General features: G+C 62.1%; 19 protein-coding genes and 1 tRNA gene. 5 read left to right on the plus strand and 15 right to left on the minus strand.

Annotated elements, in window-relative coordinates; all coding sequences use genetic code 11:
• Positions 1-17: 17 nt before the first annotated feature.
• A tRNA-Phe gene (locus A7A09_RS15750) sits at positions 18-93 on the plus strand.
• A 579-nt stretch (positions 94-672) separates the two neighbouring features.
• On the opposite strand, the gene A7A09_RS15755 is transcribed toward A7A09_RS15750, so the two are convergent.
• The 15 genes from A7A09_RS15755 to A7A09_RS15825 form a co-directional block, all read right to left on the minus strand.
• The gene (locus tag A7A09_RS15755; RefSeq protein ID WP_148043696.1) at positions 673-891 is read right to left on the minus strand and encodes a hypothetical protein; all 219 of its coding nucleotides are present in this window, start codon (positions 889-891) and stop codon (positions 673-675) included.
• A gap of 229 nt (positions 892-1,120) precedes the next feature.
• The gene (locus A7A09_RS15760; RefSeq protein ID WP_106692293.1) at positions 1,121-1,591 is read right to left on the minus strand and encodes a hypothetical protein; all 471 of its coding nucleotides are present in this window, start codon (positions 1,589-1,591) and stop codon (positions 1,121-1,123) included.
• 30 nt (positions 1,592-1,621) lie between these two features.
• Positions 1,622-2,050, minus strand: coding sequence for a hypothetical protein (locus tag A7A09_RS15765; protein WP_211341150.1), 429 nt, complete (start codon positions 2,048-2,050; stop codon positions 1,622-1,624).
• Positions 2,051-2,053: 3 nt separating this feature from the next.
• Complete coding sequence (locus A7A09_RS15770; protein ID WP_106692294.1) at positions 2,054-3,202, minus strand: hypothetical protein; 1,149 nt, start codon at positions 3,200-3,202, stop codon at positions 2,054-2,056.
• A 6-nt stretch (positions 3,203-3,208) separates the two neighbouring features.
• A complete protein-coding gene (locus A7A09_RS15775; RefSeq protein ID WP_245999392.1) occupies positions 3,209-3,502 on the minus strand; it encodes a PAAR domain-containing protein in 294 nt (97 codons plus the stop codon).
• A gap of 502 nt (positions 3,503-4,004) precedes the next feature.
• Positions 4,005-5,069, minus strand: coding sequence for an ABC transporter ATP-binding protein (locus tag A7A09_RS15780; protein ID WP_106692296.1), 1,065 nt, complete (start codon positions 5,067-5,069; stop codon positions 4,005-4,007).
• 12 nt (positions 5,070-5,081) lie between these two features.
• The gene (locus A7A09_RS15785) at positions 5,082-5,924 is read right to left on the minus strand and encodes a carbohydrate ABC transporter permease (protein ID WP_106692297.1); all 843 of its coding nucleotides are present in this window, start codon (positions 5,922-5,924) and stop codon (positions 5,082-5,084) included.
• Positions 5,924-6,841 carry a carbohydrate ABC transporter permease gene (locus A7A09_RS15790; RefSeq protein WP_106692298.1) on the minus strand — a complete coding sequence of 306 codons (918 nt, stop codon included), beginning with the start codon at positions 6,839-6,841 and terminating at the stop codon, positions 5,924-5,926. The genes A7A09_RS15785 and A7A09_RS15790 overlap by 1 nt, the downstream gene beginning before the upstream one ends.
• A gap of 2 nt (positions 6,842-6,843) precedes the next feature.
• Positions 6,844-8,091 carry an ABC transporter substrate-binding protein gene (locus A7A09_RS15795; protein WP_106692299.1) on the minus strand — a complete coding sequence of 416 codons (1,248 nt, stop codon included), beginning with the start codon at positions 8,089-8,091 and terminating at the stop codon, positions 6,844-6,846.
• Between the two features lie 20 nt (positions 8,092-8,111).
• Positions 8,112-9,263 (minus strand): PLP-dependent transferase, encoded by a 1,152-nt coding sequence (locus tag A7A09_RS15800; protein WP_106692300.1) that lies wholly within the window; start codon positions 9,261-9,263, stop codon positions 8,112-8,114.
• Complete coding sequence (locus tag A7A09_RS15805; RefSeq protein ID WP_211341151.1) at positions 9,253-9,933, minus strand: FadR/GntR family transcriptional regulator; 681 nt, start codon at positions 9,931-9,933, stop codon at positions 9,253-9,255. Before A7A09_RS15805 ends, A7A09_RS15800 begins: the two co-directional genes overlap by 11 nt.
• Before the next feature lie 237 nt (positions 9,934-10,170).
• Complete coding sequence (locus tag A7A09_RS15810; protein ID WP_106692302.1) at positions 10,171-11,118, minus strand: tagatose kinase; 948 nt, start codon at positions 11,116-11,118, stop codon at positions 10,171-10,173.
• An 85-nt stretch (positions 11,119-11,203) separates the two neighbouring features.
• Positions 11,204-11,887 carry an ATP-binding cassette domain-containing protein gene (locus tag A7A09_RS15815; RefSeq protein ID WP_245999393.1) on the minus strand — a complete coding sequence of 228 codons (684 nt, stop codon included), beginning with the start codon at positions 11,885-11,887 and terminating at the stop codon, positions 11,204-11,206.
• A gap of 52 nt (positions 11,888-11,939) precedes the next feature.
• Complete coding sequence (locus A7A09_RS15820) at positions 11,940-12,938, minus strand: ABC transporter permease (protein WP_245999394.1); 999 nt, start codon at positions 12,936-12,938, stop codon at positions 11,940-11,942.
• An 11-nt stretch (positions 12,939-12,949) separates the two neighbouring features.
• Positions 12,950-13,921, minus strand: coding sequence for an ABC transporter substrate-binding protein (locus A7A09_RS15825; protein WP_106692303.1), 972 nt, complete (start codon positions 13,919-13,921; stop codon positions 12,950-12,952).
• 353 nt (positions 13,922-14,274) lie between these two features.
• Between A7A09_RS15825 and A7A09_RS15830 the strand changes: the two genes are divergently transcribed.
• From A7A09_RS15830 to A7A09_RS15845, 4 genes are all read left to right on the plus strand, one after another.
• A complete protein-coding gene (locus A7A09_RS15830) occupies positions 14,275-15,213 on the plus strand; it encodes a sugar-binding transcriptional regulator (protein WP_106692304.1) in 939 nt (312 codons plus the stop codon).
• Positions 15,214-15,345: 132 nt separating this feature from the next.
• A complete protein-coding gene (locus tag A7A09_RS15835) occupies positions 15,346-16,251 on the plus strand; it encodes a tagatose-bisphosphate aldolase (RefSeq protein WP_106692384.1) in 906 nt (301 codons plus the stop codon).
• Positions 16,235-17,575 (plus strand): ROK family protein, encoded by a 1,341-nt coding sequence (locus A7A09_RS15840; RefSeq protein WP_106692305.1) that lies wholly within the window; start codon positions 16,235-16,237, stop codon positions 17,573-17,575. Before A7A09_RS15835 ends, A7A09_RS15840 begins: the two co-directional genes overlap by 17 nt.
• Complete coding sequence (locus tag A7A09_RS15845; protein ID WP_106692306.1) at positions 17,565-18,197, plus strand: nucleoside/nucleotide kinase family protein; 633 nt, start codon at positions 17,565-17,567, stop codon at positions 18,195-18,197. The genes A7A09_RS15840 and A7A09_RS15845 overlap by 11 nt, the downstream gene beginning before the upstream one ends.
• Positions 18,198-18,225 lie beyond the last annotated feature (28 nt).

Below are 18,225 nucleotides of genomic sequence, written 5' to 3' on the forward strand. Positions count from 1 at the left end.
GAAAGCGACGCGCAGGGGCCCGGATAGCTCAGTTGGTAGAGCAGCGGATTGAAAATCCGCGTGTCGGTGGTTCGAATCCGCCTCCGGGCACCATTTAACTACTTGAAATTATTTTCATTATTTGGTTGTGTCGCTGTTCAGTTATTCAGGTTTGACGTTTTTCGGGAAAAGGTTTGACAATTTTCGTTCGCCGTTCGATCTCCGAATCCATCTTCTCAGACGCTACCCGGTTTCGCTCCATGAGCTCTGCGTCTCGGGAATAATGGAGAGCCATGCTCTCGGTTTTCTGCCCAAGGTAATCGGCGATTTGGCGCAGGCTCATGCCGGCTTCGCGAAGAATCGTGGCTACCGTGAGGGAAAGGCGGGTTCTGCCGTACTGGTGGAAGAGGGTGAGGCGGTGACCTCTACCTGCCTTTCAATTATACGCTCCAATAATCGGCCTCGGCGACGGCCGCTAGATATTCCCCATCCTCGGCCAGGCGTGTTTCAACTCTTACTTTTGAACCCACTGGGAACTCCCATTCCTCATCAAGAGGAACGGACTGGTCCACGATGTGATAGAGCATTGTACCGATCTTGACGGCACTTACAGGCCGCCAAACTGGTACAGGCTCATCAACCAGCAGCACATGAACGGTTACTAGTTCAGAATTTAAAGCCATCAGGCCGCCATCAAGACACGATGACATTACCAATCTCGGCAAGCCGGTCGTGGGTCTTGTCCGAATGTGTCATGAACACCTCATATGGCCGTTCACGAACTTCACCTTCCAACTGCTCAGGGGCAATGAAGACGATGTCGGCGTCATCGGATGCTCCGTATTTGTAAAATTCCACCAAGCCGCTCTTCGACAGGCCGAGCAACTGCGAGAACACCTCCTGTTTCTCCAACTGAAATTTCCGCGCAATGGCCTCGACGGCACTAAGGACGGCATCCTCATCCAAAGCGTCAAGAAGAATTTCTCTTTCTATGTCAATGGGCTTCCGCAACTTGGTTGTAGCCTTCTAAAATATATTCGATTCACGCAAATTAAGCTTGTAGTGGCGAGCTCTGCGGTATTGGTAGAAGCGGGTAAACTGGTTCAGGAAACGTCTGCGCCACTGAAAGGGTAAGTGTCATTCAGAGGCAGTATTTTCTTGAACAATCCCGAAGAAACGCTTTGCCTTGCTCTGTCAAACCAGATTCTTCCACATATTCATCAAATTCCCTGTTGAGATCATTGAGATCACCAAGGGCCTCTATGATTGCACTGCTACCAAAGGCGACATACATATGCTCACCGGCGGGCAGCCAAAGAAATAGGTTTCGGCCAGCGAACTCTACAACGATATCCTCGTGCGAAAGCTCAAAGACTGCTTTCCATGCGCTAGATACATCATTCCGGATCAGTGTTTCTTCCTCGGCACCGTATTCGGCGTGATGAATGGCTACGCTTTCAGCTGTCTCATTCTGATCGCGTGCGGCAAAGCTGAAGAACTCGTTCCTGTCAATGTGGTCAGGAAATACTCTGGCGGAAAAACCGCGCTCCAGTATGAATGCAGGGCGCAGTGTTCTCTCTTCGTCCAATACCAACTTGAACAATGAAGTCATACTCGTTTGCTCATCACTTGGAGGTCCTATTCAGGGATTATAGCGAATTTCACTGCCGCGACCACTGTTAGGATTGCGGATTTCTACAGTGGGTCTGCCGTCGGAACTGCCAGGGCGAACAGTAACCTTTGAGCCATCTTCCAAAGTGCCGGTTTTCCCTGGTCCATACTTGGTATTGATGTCTTTGACGTTGTTCGGTTTGAGAGAATCAAAATCTCTGTTGGCCTGTGCAGTTCCACCGCTCTTTTCACCATGACTCGTTTTACCTTTTGTTTGTCGCGAAACGCCCGCTTCTTCCTCTAAGTCCCTACGACTCTTCTTGCATTCACCGATGCAGTTGTCCCGCTTCTTTGCATCAGAACCTTTTTCATCCGCCCTCCGCTTCGCGGTTCTTGGCCTAACCGGAGGGGACGGGCGCTTCAGCAGGCGCTTCAGGATGAGTTGGATCAGCTTCCCCATCAGTCAGCCACCCAAGGCTTCGTCAAGTTCATCGAGAACATCGTCGATGGCATCATCCGGATGCTTGTAGCTGCCTTGGAAATGGGCCTTGGCGACACCGTCCTGGTCGGCCCGTCCGCCGGTGATTGACATCAGGTAGGCCCATTTCATATGGGCCTGCTCGGACTCGAGGCCCATTTCCTTCCCCGTTTTCTCACAGATCATAACCCGATGTCGCAATTCAGCATCTGACAGGTTTTCTATACCGCCGGGATCAACCTCCCGAAGATAACTCATCACCTTGCGCCGTGACCCTTCCATGCGCATCTCGTTCATAGCTCGCATGGTTTCGGCATCGAAGCGCAGCGGGCCGGAATGGGGCGGTGGCCAATCCTCTAGCCTGTCTACAGAAAGGACTCCATCCGCCCATTCCACTCCAGGGGCACAGAGAATCTGGCGACATGGGCCGAGCAGGCGGGATAGTTGCGCGGCATTCAGCGCAGGGATGACCTGCGCCATGACATTGGCGTCAGCATGCCGAAAGAGCACCAGTTCATGGGCGGCACCACGGGGCGGAGCGGGGATTTCCTCGGGATCAGCGGCAGCAACCGACAGCTCACCGGCCTGGCTCTCGTTTGGCTCATCCTGATCCTTCGGGACCAGCACTTTGTTCAGCCTACGCAGGTGCTGGTAAAGTACTTCATCTGTCAGTGCGGCATCTCCGATCCAGAAGACCAGCCCCGGCTTATCATCAGCGATGCTCAGGATGCGGTCCAGTCGAGATATGGTGGCTGGGGCATTCCGTACATCGTCGAATGGCGTTATGCCGCCTCCGGACGGGTCACCTGCGGCAATGGCAGCATTCATCCGCACGTTCAGATCGTCCAGAGTGAGGGCGCCACTTTCCCATTCGGTCGCCCAGGCAGGCGGCGTGAATTTCTCACCTCCGATCCAGTCCCGATAAGGGTTGACGATCCACGGCCCGCCGAGAACCACAGCGGGATCTCCGTCATGTCGGTATAACGCCCGGCATTCCAGATCGGCCTCCCTGCATTTCATTTTGAGGCCGTCAATTACTGCGCCATCCATGACAGCGTAAACCCGGCTGTCAGGTTCCTGCGCCAGTTGCGTCAGTTGTATCAGAAGCTCCCTACGGCGCTGATCCATCGCCATTGGGGGTCAATCGACTTTCGTGGTCGGCAAAGACTGGTCAGCCTGTGCGGCTTGACAGGGCGTGGAGCCGATGCCGATCCCGGCAAGCAGATCGGCGGCCCGCTGTTCGCCGATGTACACGCTCGAGGAACCGGTCATCGCCAAACCGCCGCCGCTGAGGGCATCACCAATCCGGCCTGCAGGCTTTCCGTTGATGAACACGCCTGACGATCCCTCGGCCAATGTACGGCCATCGGCATACTCGTCGCCTTTGCGCATGGCGGGCCGTCCGTTGATGTTCACCTCGGGATCGCCGCCCATGGCGGTGGTCGCGGGGCGTCCGGCCCCCGGTGATCCGATATCCCCTTTGCGATGTGCCGGTGGCATGATCGTTCTCCTCGTTACTTACGATACAGGCCGAGGCTAGCCGTGGAGATATGGGCAGGCAATGATTCGTGGGCTGCTCGGCATCATTCCGGCAAGGATCTGGGTTTGACAGTTTGTCTATAAGTTGTTGAAATGCGGATGGTAGTTTGACGAAACTTCAGGCCGTAACGGCCTGATTCTTATACAATGGACTTGGCTTGAAAATCCGCGTGTCGGTGGTTCGAATCCGCCTCCGGGCACCATTATCTTGCCAGTCATATCGTTGCCATATGCGGGTTTCCTGCAATGGCGGATCTTACGCCGTGACGGCAAGGCATTTTTCATACTGCTCTGACAGAGATGTCTGCGGAAAGCCATGAAATCTCGCCGCCGTCCGGAGCCCAGTTCCCAAAGCCACCCCGCCCCGCAAGGCGATGATGCGGGCCGGGGCGAATTCCTATCGCAGCGCAATCCCCTCTGCGTCGAAGAGATGCATCCTGTCCGCCGGAATAGTCAGCCCGATACGCTCATTCGGCCGCAGGGGAAGATGTCCGTGCTGGCGCAGCATGAGCGGGCCGATGCCCTCGACCTGCACATAGATATTGGTGTCCGAGCCCAGATGTTCGACCACGTCGGCGACCCCGACCATCGAAGCGCCGTCGGGATCGGCGATATCCAGATGCTCGGGGCGGATGCCCAGTTGCGCCACGGCCGGAATCGCAGCCGGAACCGCCGGGGAAAACCCGATCGTCGTTCCGTTGCGCAGGGTGATGCCTCCCTCGGCCGGAGTCACGTCCAGCACATTCATCGTCGGCGATCCGATGAATTGCGCCACGAAGCGGTTGGCGGGCCGTTCATAGAGTTCCAGCGGGGTTCCGACCTGCTGGATATTGCCGCTATCCAGAACGACGATCCGATCCGCCAGGGTCAGCGCCTCGACCTGGTCATGGGTGACATAGACCATGGTCGCCTTCAGCCGCTGATGCAGCCGCGCGATTTCCAGCCGCATCTCGACCCGCAGGGCGGCATCGAGATTCGACAGCGGCTCGTCGAAGAGAAACGCCTTGGGATCGCGCACGATCGCCCGCCCCATCGCCACGCGCTGCCGCTGTCCGCCCGAAAGCGCCTTGGGCAACCGCTTGGTCAAGGCGGTCAGGCCCAGGGTTCTGGCGGCTTCGGCGACCTTCGATTGCTTCTCGCCCGCATCCGCGCCTCGGATCTCCATCGAGAAGCCCATGTTGCGGGCGACATCCATATGCGGGTAGAGCGCGTATGACTGGAACACCATGGCGATATCCCGGTCACGCGGTGCGACCTCGTTCATGCGCTGCCCGTCAATCAGGAATTCACCTTCCGAGATCGGCTCCAGCCCCGCGATCATCCGCAGCAGCGTGGATTTTCCGCAGCCCGAGGGGCCGACGAGAACGATGAATTCGCCATCCTCGATGGCCAGGTCGATATTGCGCATCACCTCGACCGGGCCGTAGCGCTTGGCGATGTTGCGCAGGTCCATTCGTGCCATGTGGCCTTCCTCCTATCCCTTGACCGCGCCCGATGTCAGCCCCTGGACCAGATACCGCTGGATGAAGAGGAAGAAGAGGCAGGACGGCACCAGCGCCATCACCCCCGCAGCCATCATCTGCCCCCAATCGACCGAGAATTTCGACACGAAGGTCAAAAGCCCGACCGGGAAGGTCATGGTATCGTTGGAACTGATCAGCATCAGGGCGAAGAGCAGCTCGCTCCACGCCGCGGTGAATACGAAACCCAATGTTGCCCCCAGCCCCGGCAGGGTCAGGGGAAAGATCACCTTGCGCAGCGCCTGAAAGCGGCTGCAGCCGTCGATCATCGCCGCCTCCTCCAGATCGCCGGGGATGCCGTCGAAGAAGGACTGCATCAGGAAGGTGGCGAAGGGGATGTTGAAGGCGGTATAGACGATGATCAGGCTGGACAGCGAGTTCAGCAGCCCCAGCTTGGCGATGATGGAATAGATCGGCGCGATGATCATCAGCAGCGGAAACATCTGCGTGACCAGCATCACGGCGATGATGACCGGCTTGCCGCGGAAATGGAACCGCGAGAAAGCGTAGCCGGCCGCCGCGGCGATCATCGTGGTGACGGCCGCGGTGGACAGCGACACGATCAGGCTGTTGGTGAAATAGGACAGGAAATCGGTCTGGGTCAGCACCCTGCGGAAATTGTCCAGCGTCATGGCGCTTGGCCAGAGCGCGGTGCCCTCGGTAAAGACCAGCTTGTCCGGGGTGACGGCGATTTTCAGCAGCCAGAACAGCGGGAACATGGCAAAGCCCACATATCCCGCAATCGCCAGGTATTTGCCGGTGGTCAGCGCCGGGTTCATGCGTGCGATCCGTGCCATCAGATTTTCACCAGCCTGCGCCGCAGCACCAGCAGGATCGCGGCATAGATCAACAGCAGGATCAGCAATGCGACGGCGATGGCCGAGGCATATCCGAAATCCAGTTTCTTGAAGGCGGTCGTGAAGATATAGGTCGACAGGATCTGCGTCGAATTGGCCGGCCCTCCCCCGGTCATGACAAAGATCAGATCGGCGAAATTCGCGATCCAGATCGTGCGCAGCATCACCGTGATGGCGATCATCGGGGCCAGGAAGGGCAGGGTGATCTTGGTGAACCGCTGCCACGGGCTGGCGCCGTCGATCTCGGCCGCCTCGTAAAGCTCTGCCGGGATGGATTGCAGTGCTGCAAGCAGGGTGATCGCGAAGAACGGGATCCCGAACCAGATATTCGCGACGATCGGCCCCCAGATGGCAAGCTCGGGATCGCCCAGGATATTCTGCGGCTCGCCAAGGATCCCCATCGCCGTCAGCCAATGCGGCAGCGGCCCGATGGTGGGATTGAACAGCCAGGCCCATGCCAGGGCCGACAGGAAGGTCGGCACGGCCCAGGGCAGGAAGACCAGCGACTGGATCAGCCGCTTGCCGTGAAAGCGCGTGTTCAGCAGCAGTGCCAGTCCAAGGCCGAGCAGAAACTGGAAACTGATCGAGCCGATCGTCCAGACGAAGGTGTTTTCCAGCGCGATCCAGAATTTCCGGTCGCTCCAGAGATCGAGGTAATTCTCGAGGCCGACGAAGCCGCCGCCGGGCCGGAGCAGCCTGACCGACTGGAAGGAATAGGAGATCCCGATGACCAGCGGCACCACCATGACACCGGCGATCAACAGGATGGCCGGGGCCAGGTAGAAATAGGGTTCAAGAACATACCGCCAGTAGAACGAGCGGCGCGCCCGGATTTCTCCGGGCGCCTTGCGGCTCATGATCACTGCTCGGCCTTCCAGTCTGCATATTCCCCGGTCAGGAACTCGGCCCATTCATCGGCGATATCCTGGGCGGTCCGCTGCCCGAGCAGGGCCTCCTGGCTGGATTCGATGACCACCGAATCCGCGAAATAGCCGAACTGAGGCAGGTAGACGGGCATCAGCGTGGGAACATATTCCTCGCCATTGAGCGTATCGAACCAGCCCTTGAACGCCTCGGATTTGAAATACTCGTCCTGATCTGCACCTTCGTGAATGGGGATCACGCCGATGGCGCGGGCCCATTCGATATTGCTCTCGGGGCTGGTCAGATGACCGACCAGCTTGAAGGCCAGATCCGGGTCTTCGGCGGAATCAAACACCGACCAGCCGGCGAAACCGATGGTCGGATAGGCCTTGCCCGAGGGGCCGACAGGCATCGGCACCACACCGAAATCCTTTTCGTCCATCCGCTCGCGGATGCCGATCAGGGCGTCCGGATCCTGGTCGAGGAACGCGCAGTTGCCGGAATAGAATCCCGCCACGATCTCGTTGAAGCCCCAATTGACCGAATCCTTGGGCGCGTAGCCTTTCTGGTACATGTCCAGCAGGAACTGGATGCCCTCGACCGATCCTGGCTCGTTCAACCGGCTCTCGCCGTCCTCGGTGAAGAACTCGTTCGAGCCGTTCATCACCGCGGCCATCATCATCCAACCATTCAAGCCGCCGGGGCCGCCGCGCAGGCAGTAGCCGTATTTGCCGTCGAGCTCGGACACGGCCGCGGCCGCATCCATGAAGTCCGCCATCGTATGCGGGGGCTCCGCCACCCCGGCCTGCTCCAGGAGCGTCTTGTTGTAGAACATCGCCCGCAGATAGAACCCATAGGGGATCATGGTCATCTTGCCGCCCGAGAGCGAGCCCATGTCGCGGGTTTTCTGCGTCAGTGTCGCGCCATGTTCCCAGTCACCGACATATGGTTCCAGGTCGACAAGCTGATCGGCATAGAGCGCGGCCCAACGCTCCGGCATCTCGACCACATCGGGAATGTCTCCCCCCGATACCATGGTCGCCAGCTTTTCGAAGGCCTGTCCCCAGGGCAGCGAGACGATCTCGACCTCGACCCCCGGATTGGCCTTTTCGAAGGCGTCGATCTGGCCTTGCAGCAGCTTGGTCCGTTCCGGGCTGGTGATCACCTCGACCAGCGTCAGGTTCTCGGCCTGTGCGGTCCCGGCCAACAGGGCCATGGTCCCGGCCAATAGATAGCGTTTCATGTATACCTCCCTTGTGGTTGTCAGGCGATGCCTTGTTGCAAGGCTTGGTGGAAATCGCGCCATAGGTCCTCCGGGTCTTCCAACCCGAGGCTGAGGCGCAGGAGATGGGGTGAGACCCCGAAGCGTTGCATCGAATTGTGCTGCCCCGCTTGCGAAAGCGATGCCTGCGCGGGCAGGGCGAGGCTTTCGAATCCGCCCCAGCTGACGCCGAGCCGAAAGATCCGGAGCGCATTGCAGAACCGGGGAATATCCACGCCCGGATCGAATTCGAGGGACATGAGCCCCGCGCGCCCGGTCAGCCCCGGCACCGCATCCGGACCGGGCGAATGGATCCGGTGCACCAGCGGCTCTTGCCGCAACCGGTCGAGGAAATGATCGGCCGTGGCCTGATGCCGCTCCATCCGCAGATGCAGGGTCCGCAGGGAACGGGTCAGCAGGAACGCCTCGAATGGCGCAAGCTTCGCGCCGAGCAGCGGTAGGGTCAGGTCCCGGATCCTCGCGATATGGGCGGCGCTGCCGATAACCACCCCGGCGACCGTATCGGAATGGCCTCCGATATATTTCGAGGCCGAATGCAGAACCAGGTCGATGCCGAGCGTGAAGGGGCGCTGGAATACCGGCGTCGCCCAGGAATTGTCGGTCATCGTCACGACACCGTGCCGGAGCGCATATCCGGCCACGCGTTGCAGATCCATGACCTGCATGACGAGGGAATTGGGGCTTTCCAGATAGGCGAGGGCATAGCCTTTCAACAGGTCCGGCTGATCCTCGAAAGCGCCGATCGGGTGATAATCGATATCGATTCCCATCGGCCGGACCATCCGTTCCAGCAGCCGGTAGGTATCGGCATAGACATGCTCGACACAGGCGATCCGCTGGCCCGGCTGGACAAATGCCAGTATCGCCGCCGCGATGGCGCCCATGCCCGAGGCGAAGCCGATCGCGGCCTCCCCTCCTTCGGCCTGTGCCATCAGGCGTTCGAACTCGGCCACGGTCGGATTCTGCACCCGCGTATAGATCGGCGCATCCGATTGCCCGGCCATGCGCGCGACAAGGCCGTCGTAATCCTCGAAGGTGAACAGCGAGGTCTGCACGATGGGCGGCGTGACGGTGCCGTGACCTGCCGCGGGGGTCGTCAGAAGCGTTGCCAGCTTCGTCTCGTCATTCGTCATCGCGGCCCTCTACCAGTTCGCGTGCTTCCGTTTCGACATCGGTCAGGATGTCCGACATCACCTTGATTGCCCGATCGGCATCCCGCGCGACGACCGCCTCGGTCAGATCGGCATGACGGGGGATGGTCGATCTGCCGAGCACCGCACCGAGCGGAGCATCGGCGGGGCCGGTGTAGAAATACTGGATCTGCTCGATCATCTGCGGGAAAAGGTCGTTTCCGGACCCGAGATGGATCTCGCGGTGAAACCTGTGATCGGCGGGCCGCCAATCCTCGCTCGCCTCATAGACCGAGATCAGTTCCGCGCCGCGCGCCCTGATCCGCCGCAGCGAATCGTCAGAAGCGCGCGCACAGCACAGCCGCAGGGCTTCCAGCTCCAGCGGGCGGCGGACTTCGAGCATGCGCAGGATGCTGCCGGCCTCGACCTGCAACGAAAGGGGAATATGCAGGGTGCGGGTCGAGATCTCGGACACGATCCTCGTTCCGGCGGATTTGCGCCGTGTGACGATCCCCAGTGATTCCCACTGCCGCAGCACTTCGCGAATGGTTGAACGGCCAAAACCAAGCTGCCGCGCCAGGTCGGTTTCGGCGGGAAGCCGGTCTCCCACGCCCCATCCGCTGCGCTCCACAAGCTCCTTGATGGCCTGGCTGGCTGCCTCTGTCCGGTTCATCACGCCCTTGTTCCGCCGAATCCCGATCTCGCGACAATTCTCTATGTCAGACATTATGTCAACTATGTCCGACATAATATCGGATGAGAGCAAAAAATCGCCCCGCTCTCGCCAGGAAAATCGCCTGAATGCGCCTGGCCGGCTCACCCTTCGCCGAGCATGTCCTTGCCCGCGTGGAGGGCTACGTGCCTGTGATCGCCAAGCTTTCCCGTGTCAGGGCCGAGACCGGCGCCCCGATCAGCCATCCGTCCGGTAATCGGCAAGGAATTGGTCGAGCTCTTCCCGCGTCGAGCTGCCCTCCATCGGGCCGGTGCGGGCCACGGCGCGGGCACCGGCGGCATTGGCAAGGCGAAGCGCCTCAAGCGGCGATGCCCCGGCGAGGCGCAGGGCGACGAATGCACCGCCGAAGCAATCTCCGGCACCGGTCGGGTCGATTTCCTCGACCTCGTGGGGCGCGATATCGGTCCGGCCGTTCGCGTCGAAGTGACTTGCCCCTTCCGCGCCGCGCTTCAGCACGATCTCGCGGATGCCACGCGCCAGCAGGTCGCGGATCGCGGCTGGTTCGTCCCGGGCTCCGGTCAGCAGGAACAATTCGTGTCCCGAGGGCAGGAAGATGTCGGTCCGGGCCAGGATCCCGTCCAGCCGCGCCCGCAATCCCGGCGAATCCAGGATCTCGGGCCGGATATTCGGGTCGAAACTGAGCGAGCCGCCGCGCGCCTTGACCCGGGACACGGCCTCCAGCGCCACCTCGGCCATGCCGGGGGAGGAAAGTGCGGTGCCCATGATATGGATATGCTCGCAGCTCTCCATCAGTGCCGCGCCCGCGCTGGTGATCGACAGGGTTGCGGTCGCGCTCTGCGCCATGGTGAAGACGAAACTGCGTGAACCGTCCTTGCGGTAGCGGACGAAGGCGCAGCCGGTGACCTCGCCCGAGGCCACCTCGATCCCCGAAATGTCGACGCCGTCCTGCGCAAGGCGGGCAATGTTCAGATGGCCGAAATCATCGTCCCCGACCCGGCCGATGATCGCGGCCTTTCCGCCAAGACGCCCGACCTGGTCCACGAAGATGGCGGGGGCGCCGGAGGGGTAGGGACCGATCAGCGGTTGCGCCTCGCGGAAGCCGTCCCCCTTCGTGGTGGCGATCAGTTCGACGAGGATTTCTCCGACGGTCAGGATCTTGGGCATCGGGCGCTCCGGTGGAACCTTGTGGCGAGGGTGATACGCGCGGCACCGGAGAGGCGGGCCGCGCGCTATGCCCGGTGACGGCGGGCTAGAGTGTCGCGCCCATCATCATCCGGACGATCTCTTCGTCATTCGTCTCTGCCGGGCGGCGCTCACCGGCGACGATTCCGCGGGCGAGGACGATGATCCTGTCGGCGGCGGCGAAGATGTCGGGCAGGTTATGCGAGATCAGGATGATCCCGACGCCCTTGCTCTTCAGCCGTTCGATCAGGGCCATCACCTCGCGCTGCTCGGGCACGCCCAGGGCGGCGGTCGGCTCGTCCATGATGACGAGACCGGCCTGCCAGTGGATCGCGCGGGCGATGGCGATGGCCTGCCGCTGCCCGCCGGACATCTCGCGGACAGGCGCGGCGGGGTCGGGGACGACAATGCCGAGGCCCTTCATCACCTTCACCGCATCTTCGCGCATGGTCTTGCGGTCGAGGAAGGGTAGTCCCAGCACCCGGCGGGTGCGTTCGCGGCCGAGATACAGGTTCAATCCTGGGTCGAGATTGTCGGCCAGGGCAAGATCCTGGTAGATCGTCTCGATCCCGGCGCTGCGGACCGCCTCGGGGGTTTTCCCGGTCAGCAATTCGCCGTTCATCCACACCTTGCCCGCCGTCGGCTGGTAGACGCCCGAGATCATCTTGATGACCGTCGATTTTCCGGCGCCGTTGTCGCCCGCGAGCACGACGCATTCGCCGGCATTGACCTCGAAGGAAACATCGCGCACCGCCTCGTTGCCGCCGAAACGTTTCCTGAGCCGTCGATCTTCAGCAATGCGCTCATGATCCGCCTCCGACGATATGGTGTTTCGACTGGTCGACCAGCACCGCGACGATGATGACAAGCCCCACGGCGACGAATTGCCAATAGGGGGGCAGGCCGCAGAAGACGAGACCGAACTGGATCACGGCGATGATGAAGGCGCCGATGACGGTGCCGGTGATCGTGCCCTGCCCGCCGGTGAGGGAGGCGCCGCCGATAAAGACCGCGGCTACCGCGTAAAGCAGGATCGGCTCACCGGCATTGGCGGCTCCGGCCGAGAAACGGCTGGTATAGATGAGGCCGCCGATCCCGGCGGTGACCGCCGAGAGCAGGAAGAGCAGGACGAGATGCTTCTTTACATTGACCCCGGCGCGTTCGACCGAGGCGCGGTTGGCGCCGAGGGCATAGGTATGGGCGCCGAATTTCGTATGTTTCAGCAGGTAGTGGCAGATCAGGGCGAGAATCGCCGCCGTCACCAGCGGGATGGGCAGGCCGAGAACATGGCCATTGCCGAAGGCCCGGGCATGGTCGTTGCGAATCGACACGGTCGCCCCGCCCGCCACGATCAGGGCAGCGCCGCGGGCGATGCCATAGGTGCCAAGAGTCCCGATGAAGCTGGGCACATTCAGAAGCGCCACCAGCCATCCATTCACCAGCCCCACGAGCCCGGCTGCCAGAAGGCCCGCACCCATGGCCAGCAGCACGACGAGCCAACCGGCATCGGCTCCGGCTGCACGGATGATCAGCGCCATGACCACGGCGGCAAAGCCGGTGCTGAAGGCGATCGAGAGGTCGATATGACCGGCCACGATGACCAGCGTCAGCCCAAGCGCGAGCAGAAGGATCTGCGACGCCGCGACCGAGATCGATTGCAGGTTGTAGACCCGGAACAGGAAGGTGCTTGCTGTCTGGGTCTGGGCATAGATTTCGAAAAAGCCGAGGATGAGAAGCAGGAACAGCCACGACCAGGCGTTGAGCAGGGACCTCACGAATGAGGCCCCGTTCTTGTTAGGCATGCGGTCCGTCCTCATTCCGCGTAGATGAACTTGGCGATATCGTCATCTTCGACATTCTCCGCGTTGATGACGGTGAACCCGGTTCCGATGGAGATCGGCACCGATTGACCTGTAAGCGCGGCATAGGCGGTCATGACCCCGTAATAACCGATCTCCGCCGGGTGCTGGGCGATGGCCGCATCGACGAGGCCGGAAGAGATATTGTTCACGATCGAGCTGGGCGCGTCGAAGGCGATGACGGTCACGTCCTCGGCCTTGCTGGCGCTTTCCACGCCATTGCCGGCACCGAGGGCCGAGAACAGGTTGGCGCCGAAGACACCGGCAATATCCGGGTTGCGGGCCAGCACGGCCTGGAATTGCGAGGCCGCCAGAGAGGCGTCGTTCTCGTTATACTGGGTCTCCAGCACCTCGATATCGGGATAGTTCTCGGCCATTTCGGCCTTGAAGCCTTCCTCCCGCTGGTCGGTGGTCGAGATGCCCGGGCGCACATTCGAGACATAGACCTTGCCCTTGCCGCCGATCTCTTCGGCCATGTGGCGCGCCGCCATGCGGCCGCCGCCGATATTGTCCGATGCGATATAGGAAAGCGGGAAATCGCCATCGCCCCCGCCATCCTGGTACTTGCCGTCATCGATGAAGGTATCGACGGTGATGACCGGGATCCCGGCATCGGCGGCGCGGCGCAGCGGTTCGATCATCTGGGTGCTGTCGGTCGGCGCGATCAGGATCGCGTCGGGGCCACGGCCGATCACGGCATCGAGAACCGGGGTCTGAAGCACCGGGTCGAATTCCTCGGCGCCCTGAAAATCCACTGTGATGCCCAGGGCTTCGGCGGCTGCCTGCGCGCCGCGATTCATGGTGATATAGAAGGCGTCCGTGGTCAGGCCCGGCACCAGCGCGATGGTGAAATCTTCCTCGGCCTGGGCCGCTCCGGCCATGCCTAGCACCGCTGCGAACAGGGTCGATCCGATAAGGTTCTTCATGATGTCTTCCTCCCTTGCATGAGACGGCCCTTGTATGAGACGGCTCGCTTCCAGGCCGCTATCTGACCGCCGCGCCCCTCCGTGCGGCGAATCGAGAAACGACCTTCGGTAGGACGCAGATTGCCGTTGTCGCCTTCATGCTGCAAGAAGCAAGTATCAGAAATTTATTTCAGGTTCTGAGTGATAGCCGACACCAGTCCCTCCCGGGTCATTCCTGTCCGCCCGTATCACCGGACCGGCAGGGTTCGCGTCGGGGTGCCCGTGTCGAGGCGTGGTGCGTGCAATAACCGTTGCTCGTCAGGGATGTTTCAGGCAGTAAGCCGTATCTGAAATATCTTTCCCGATGAGGCTGGATGACCAAGCCCCCCAAAACCGGCAAGCTCCTGAACCGCACGCTGATGCATGCCGCGGCGAAACTGCATTATATCGAAGGCCTGTCGCAGGTCGAGGTTTCGCGCCGCATGGAGGTTTCGACCGCCACCGTTTCGCGCCTGCTCGGCCTGGCGCGGGAAGAGGGGATCGTCCGCATCCAGGTGATGGATCTCGACGCGGCGGATGCGATGGGCGAAAAGCTCTGCTCCGCATTGGGGTTGAAGGCCGTGCGGGTGACAGAAAGCGACAAGCCGGCGGCGCTGAGCGCACAGGTCGGGTCTCTTTTGCTGGAGGCGAGGCTCGGGCCCGGATCGGTGATCGCGATCGGGTGGGGCCGGATGGTGCAGAGCGTGATCTCGGCGGGGTTTCCGAGGCTTCCGGATGTCGTCGTGGTGCCGACCACCGGAGGGATGCACGAGACGGCCTCTCATTTCCAGATCAATGAATTCGTCCGTATGGCGGCGGAACAGACCGGGGGCGAGGCGCGGTTTCTCTATGCGCCCTCGATGGTTTCGCCCGAACTGCACGCCGTCCTGATCCGGGATCCCGGCGCGGCCCGGCTGATCGCGCAATGGGCCCGCGTTGACGCCGCCATCATGGGCATCGGCCTGTTCCAGCGCGGCGGCGCCGGTGCAGATATCGGCTTCGACCCGGATGACGCCGAACGGGTGGCCGGTGACGTGGTGCGCCATTACGTCGATGCGAGGGGCAACGAGATTCGCTGGCCGGGGCAGGACAACCTGATGTCGATCAGCCGGGAACAGCTTCGGCGGATTCCCCTGTCCATCGGGGCGGCCGTGGGGCGCGAGAAGGCCGGGGCGATCATCGGGGCGGCCCGCTCGGGCATGATCAAGGCGCTGGTGACTGACACGCGGGCGGCGGGGCGTATTCTCGAATTGCTGGGAAATGATCAAGTATAGACTGAAATAAATTTCTGCAAAAAATTATTGAAGTGGGGAGTCGTGAAAGCTACTGCTTCGGCCAAAGGCAGTGTCGCGCCGATTCCAGGGCGGGCGGGCCGAAGCAACCACCCGAGACGAGGACCTTCCCGAATGACCAGCAACATGACCACATCCGAGCGGCGCGGGTATCAGCAGATCTGCGGCGATAACGGCCTGATGATGGTCGTGGCCTGCGACCAGCGCGGCGGAATGCGCAAGGTGCTTGCCGACCGGCCCGAAACGCAGGCGGCCATCGATGAGGCGGCCCTGGGGGTCGTGAAATCCGGGATCGTGCGGCATCTGGCCAACAAGGCCTCCTGCGTGTTGCTTGACGCGGTCTGCGCCGTTCCCAGGGTCGTGGATGACGGGATCCTGACACGGGATACCGGGCTGTTGATCGGTCTCGACGCTTCGGGCTGGGATACTGATGCGAAAGGCTACCGCATTTCCAGGCTGGTGCCGGGCATCACCGCCCGGCGGGTGCGCGAACTCGGGGGGACGGGGGCCAAGCTGATGGTCTATCTGCGTCCCGACCGTCCCGAGGCGAATGAGGTCAATATCGGCATCATCCGCGATTGCATCGCCGATTTCGCGGCCGAGGACCTGCTCCTCGTCGTCGAGATCCTGACCTACCAGTTGGAAGGCGAGAGCGACGCGGCCTATCGCGAGATCTTTCCCGGACTGATCGTGGAAAGCGCGCGCATCTCGCTTGAACTGGGTGCCAAGGTGCTGAAGCTGCCCTATCCGGGCACGGGCGCGGCCTGTGCCGAGATCTCCGCGCTTTGCCGGGATGTGCCTTGGGCGGTGCTTTCGGCCGGGGTCGATCACGGGACTTTCATCGGGCAGGTCGAGACCGCGATGCGGAACGGGGCTTCCGGTGTGATCGCCGGGCGGGCATTGTGGAAGGACTGCATCTCGCTGGATCCCGGGATCCACGAGGACAGGCTGGAGAATATCGCCAGCGACCGGCTGAAACAGATTCAGGAAATCTTGGACCGCCATGCTGACAGGCGTTGACAGGGCGATCGGGGTGGATGTGGGGGGAACCCGCATCCGCGTCGCCCGAATCTCTGCCGGGGGGGAACTGCTGGCGGGGGTCGTCGAGCCGGTCCGGCAGGACCGCGACGGCTTTACCGATCAGCTTCTGCGGCTGGTGCGGTCGCTGCGCGACGAAGGCTGCGTGGCGGTCGGGATCGGTATCCCCGGCCGCGTCGATGGTGCGGCGCAGAGGATTCGCTCTGCCGGATATCTCGATATCGCCGGTCTCGATCTCGTCGCCGCGGTCAGCCGGGCCACGGGTCTGCCGGTCCGGATCGAGAACGACGCCACCATGGCCCTGATCGCCGAGGGCGGTCTGCGACCCGGGGGCTGCGCGGGGCTGATCCTGATGGTCACCATCGGGACCGGGATCGGAGGGGCCATGCTTCAGGACGGTGCGTGCTGGTATGGCGGCGGTCTGTCGGGGCAATTCGGCCATGTCGTCGTCTCCGGCGACGGGCCCTTGTGCAAATGCGGTCGCCGTGGCTGTGTCGAGACCTTCAGCTCGGGAACCGCGCTTGGCCGGCTGATCGCCGATGCGGGCCTGCCCCCGGAACTGCGCGCCGAGGATCTGCTGGCCCGTGCCGCCGCCGGTGAGGCAGGGGTCTCGGCGCTGCTGGAGGCCTGGGCGGCACCCTTGCGCCGGGCGCTGGAGACGCTGGTCTCTGTTGCCGATCCCCGGCTGATCATCATCGGCGGCGGGTTGGGGCAAGAGATGGTCGCGGCCTTGTCGCGCCTGCCCAAGGCCGGTGACTGGTTTTCGCTGCCTGTCGAGGCGGCACGGCTCGGCGATGATGCCGGGGTGATCGGGGCGCTGGTTGCGCAGGGGGTGGCTGCCGTGCCGCTTGGGCTCGATATCGTGAAAGAGGGTCTGTTTACCCATATCGGCACCGGGGATCGCGCGCATAACCGGATGCTGGGCCGCGCGAGCTATCATGCGATCTTCAATTCGGTGGCCGGGTTTCCGGACAATCTTGTCCCGGTGATCGATGCATGGCACGGTTTCCAGCCGGAGGAGGTTCTGCGGGAGCATGTGGCGCGTGCGAGGATCGACCGGCTGGTCGAGATCTGGGTGGCGATCGGCCCGGCGCTGGCGGCCGAACGCTATCGCGCACGCTCTGCCACGCGTCATGCTGGCCACTTGCCGGCCTCTTATGCCGACGAGCTTTATCGATTGGCGGAACGCGCCCGACCGATGGCCCTGGGCCCGGTGATCGAGATCGATGGCGCGGCCCCCGTTCCGGCGGATCTGGCCATGCGGGTTCTGGCGGCCCTGGACAAGGAGACAGGCGATGGCGGATGAACACAGGGTGCGGCTTGCGGAACTGGCCGGGATACTTGCCGGGGCGACCGGTTCGCGACGCCTGATCGCGCTGGCCGGGCCTCCGGGTTCCGGCAAGTCCCACAGCGCCGATGCGCTTTGCGAAAGATTGACCAGGCTGGGGCGCTCTGCCGCCGTCTTGCCGATGGACGGGTTTCATTACGACGACGCGGTTCTGGATCAGCGCAGTTTGCTGCCGCGCAAGGGCGCGCCCGAGACCTTCGACACCGCCGGTTTGCGGCACATGCTGGGGCGTCTTCGCCGCAATGACGAGCCCGAGGTGGCTGTGCCGGTCTTCGACCGGGCGTTGGAGATCTCTCGTGCCGGGGCGCGGGTCATCGCGGCCGAGATCGACCTGCTGATCGTCGAGGGCAATTACCTGCTGATGGACCGGGCGCCATGGTCGTCGCTGCATGAATTCTTCGATGTCACGATACGGCTCGATGTGCCCGAAGCCGTGCTGCGCGAGCGGCTGACGAAGCGCTGGATCAAGGCGGGACTCGCGCAGGACGAAATCCGGCGCAAGGTCGAGGAGAACGACCTGCCGAATTGCCGGATCGTCATCGAGGCAAGCGTGGCGGCAGATTACCTGATCGAGAACTGAACGACCCGGGAGGGGGAGGAGGAGTTTC

It is taken from the genome of Paracoccus methylarcula (assembly GCF_003007735.2).
Taxonomy (GTDB): domain Bacteria; phylum Pseudomonadota; class Alphaproteobacteria; order Rhodobacterales; family Rhodobacteraceae; genus Paracoccus; species Paracoccus methylarcula.

What these genes read in the sequence shown, in the direction of transcription:
- A7A09_RS15765 (WP_211341150.1), bottom strand. Translation starts at nt 2,050, where the DNA reads ATGGGGAAGCTGATCCAACTCATCCTGAAGCGCCTGCTGAAGCGCCCG.
- A7A09_RS15790 (WP_106692298.1), bottom strand. Translation starts at nt 6,841, where the DNA reads ATGAGCCGCAAGGCGCCCGGAGAAATCCGGGCGCGCCGCTCGTTCTAC.
- A7A09_RS15820 (WP_245999394.1), bottom strand. Translation starts at nt 12,938, where the DNA reads ATGCCTAACAAGAACGGGGCCTCATTCGTGAGGTCCCTGCTCAACGCC.
- A7A09_RS15825 (WP_106692303.1), bottom strand. Translation starts at nt 13,921, where the DNA reads ATGAAGAACCTTATCGGATCGACCCTGTTCGCAGCGGTGCTAGGCATG.
- A7A09_RS15760 (WP_106692293.1), bottom strand. Translation starts at nt 1,591, where the DNA reads ATGACTTCATTGTTCAAGTTGGTATTGGACGAAGAGAGAACACTGCGC.
- A7A09_RS15785 (WP_106692297.1), bottom strand. Translation starts at nt 5,924, where the DNA reads ATGGCACGGATCGCACGCATGAACCCGGCGCTGACCACCGGCAAATAC.
- A7A09_RS15770 (WP_106692294.1), bottom strand. Translation starts at nt 3,202, where the DNA reads ATGGCGATGGATCAGCGCCGTAGGGAGCTTCTGATACAACTGACGCAA.
- A7A09_RS15795 (WP_106692299.1), bottom strand. Translation starts at nt 8,091, where the DNA reads ATGAAACGCTATCTATTGGCCGGGACCATGGCCCTGTTGGCCGGGACC.
- A7A09_RS15845 (WP_106692306.1), top strand. Translation starts at nt 17,565, where the DNA reads ATGGCGGATGAACACAGGGTGCGGCTTGCGGAACTGGCCGGGATACTT.
- A7A09_RS15780 (WP_106692296.1), bottom strand. Translation starts at nt 5,069, where the DNA reads ATGGCACGAATGGACCTGCGCAACATCGCCAAGCGCTACGGCCCGGTC.
- A7A09_RS15835 (WP_106692384.1), top strand. Translation starts at nt 15,346, where the DNA reads ATGACCAGCAACATGACCACATCCGAGCGGCGCGGGTATCAGCAGATC.
- A7A09_RS15800 (WP_106692300.1), bottom strand. Translation starts at nt 9,263, where the DNA reads ATGACGAATGACGAGACGAAGCTGGCAACGCTTCTGACGACCCCCGCG.
- A7A09_RS15830 (WP_106692304.1), top strand. Translation starts at nt 14,275, where the DNA reads ATGACCAAGCCCCCCAAAACCGGCAAGCTCCTGAACCGCACGCTGATG.
- A7A09_RS15810 (WP_106692302.1), bottom strand. Translation starts at nt 11,118, where the DNA reads ATGCCCAAGATCCTGACCGTCGGAGAAATCCTCGTCGAACTGATCGCC.
- A7A09_RS15840 (WP_106692305.1), top strand. Translation starts at nt 16,235, where the DNA reads ATGCTGACAGGCGTTGACAGGGCGATCGGGGTGGATGTGGGGGGAACC.
- A7A09_RS15775 (WP_245999392.1), bottom strand. Translation starts at nt 3,502, where the DNA reads ATGGGCGGCGATCCCGAGGTGAACATCAACGGACGGCCCGCCATGCGC.
- A7A09_RS15805 (WP_211341151.1), bottom strand. Translation starts at nt 9,933, where the DNA reads ATGAACCGGACAGAGGCAGCCAGCCAGGCCATCAAGGAGCTTGTGGAG.